Here is a 1,569-nt window from a genome sequence, read left to right on the forward strand (position 1 = left end):
CAGTCTGTGTAACAAGCAGCTGCAAGCGGCCCAAACAAACAACGCCCCGTCAGGGGCGTTGTTTGTTTTTGGGTATCAGATCGCCAGTTTCCGGCTCAGCTCCCCGGCTCCCAGCAGTGCCATGGCCCTTTTGAGGTTCCAGACGGTCGTAGCGATGGCCATTTCGGCGGCCGCACCCGCCAGTCCCCGCATCAGCAGGCGCGGATGACCAAAAATGCGGTACTTCAGTCCTGCAAACGGATGCTCCACCGTGCAACGGCGGCGTTTCATCGCCTCTGGCGTGGCCCGCTGGTGCATGCGCTGCAGCGCGTCCTCGTGTAGATGACGGCTCACCAGCCTGCGCGATGCTGGCGTGCAGCCAGGCTTGAGTGGGCACGAGCCGCAGTCCTGTTCGCGGGCCTGGTAGATCACCGTGTTATCGCGGCGATAGAGCTGCTTGCGTTGCAGCGTATGGCCTTCCGGGCAGGTCATGACGTCTGCCTCAGCGTTGTAGGTAAAGGCCGTGCGATCCAGCAGGTCGCCTTCCCCCTGATTGTTCACCCCCCGATTGGCCGGCACATGGGCCACGATTCCAGCCTGTTCCAATGCATGCGCGTGGGCGCCATTGGAGTACCCGGCGTCGGCCAGCACATCCAGCGTCTGTCGTTGCAGGGCTTGGGCAGCGGCCTCGGCCATCGGTTGCAACTGCCGGTTGTCAGCGGCTTCGTCGATCAAGGCGTGTGCCACGATCATCGCGCTGCCACCATCCACGGCGGTCTGCAGGTTGTAGCCCGGCCCGACACCGCGCATGACCCGGGCATCGGGCTCGCTTGTCACCAGGTGGGTCCGCTTCTGGGCTACTAGTTTCTGGCTGGTTTCGACCAGCACCTGCCGACGCTGGCGCAACTGCTCCAGCGCCTGCTGCACCTTGCTGCGGTCGATCGGCGGATCACTTTCCTGGGTGTCTGCGACATCCAGCTGGGCCAGATAGTGGGCGATACGCTCGTCCAGGCGAGCCAGCTTCGGCTCCACCTCTGCAGCGCGCACCGCTGCTTTGCTGCTGGCCACCGCCTGGAACTTGGAGCCATCAACGGCCACCCATTGGCCCTTGACCAGCCCAGCCTGCTGACAGAATCGAACCAGCCCAGCCCCTGCCCGCTGCAGTGCCACGCCGTTCTGGCGGCGGAAATTGGCGATGGTCTTGTGGTCAGGAGCGAGCCGGCCAAGCAGCCACATCAGCTCAACATTGCGCTGGCACTCACGCTCCAACCGGCGAGAGGAGCGCACTTGGTTGAGGTACCCGTACAGATACAGCTTGAGCAGGTCCGCTGGATTGTGGGGCGGGCGCCCGGTCCTGCCCAGCTGGGCATGGGTAAAGCCCAGCTCGGCCAGGTCCAGCATCCCCACGAAAGCCTCGATGACCCGGCAGGGGTGATCGGCTGGCACCAACTCTTCCAGCGAAAGCGGGAACAACGCCGTCTGATCCCGATCCTGCCCTGACACATAGCGCATATGACAATGCCCGCAACTTACGTTGCGGGCATTGTGGGGACTACGCCGGGACGCCGCTTTCAGTTTTTACACAGACTG

Annotated in this window: 1 protein-coding gene; it reads right to left on the bottom strand. The window is 63.6% G+C overall.

The window, feature by feature from the left end; all coding sequences use genetic code 11:
- Positions 1 to 75 precede the first annotated feature (75 nt).
- On the bottom strand, positions 76 to 1,491 hold the full coding sequence (locus ABR323_RS21795) for an IS1182 family transposase (protein WP_439450808.1): 1,416 nt from the start codon (positions 1,489 to 1,491) through the stop codon (positions 76 to 78).
- Positions 1,492 to 1,569: the final 78 nt, after the last annotated feature.

Origin of the sequence: Stenotrophomonas sp. ATs4 (assembly GCF_051861585.1) — a bacterium.
In the GTDB taxonomy this organism is placed as follows: Bacteria; Pseudomonadota; Gammaproteobacteria; order Xanthomonadales; family Xanthomonadaceae; genus Stenotrophomonas; species Stenotrophomonas maltophilia_AS.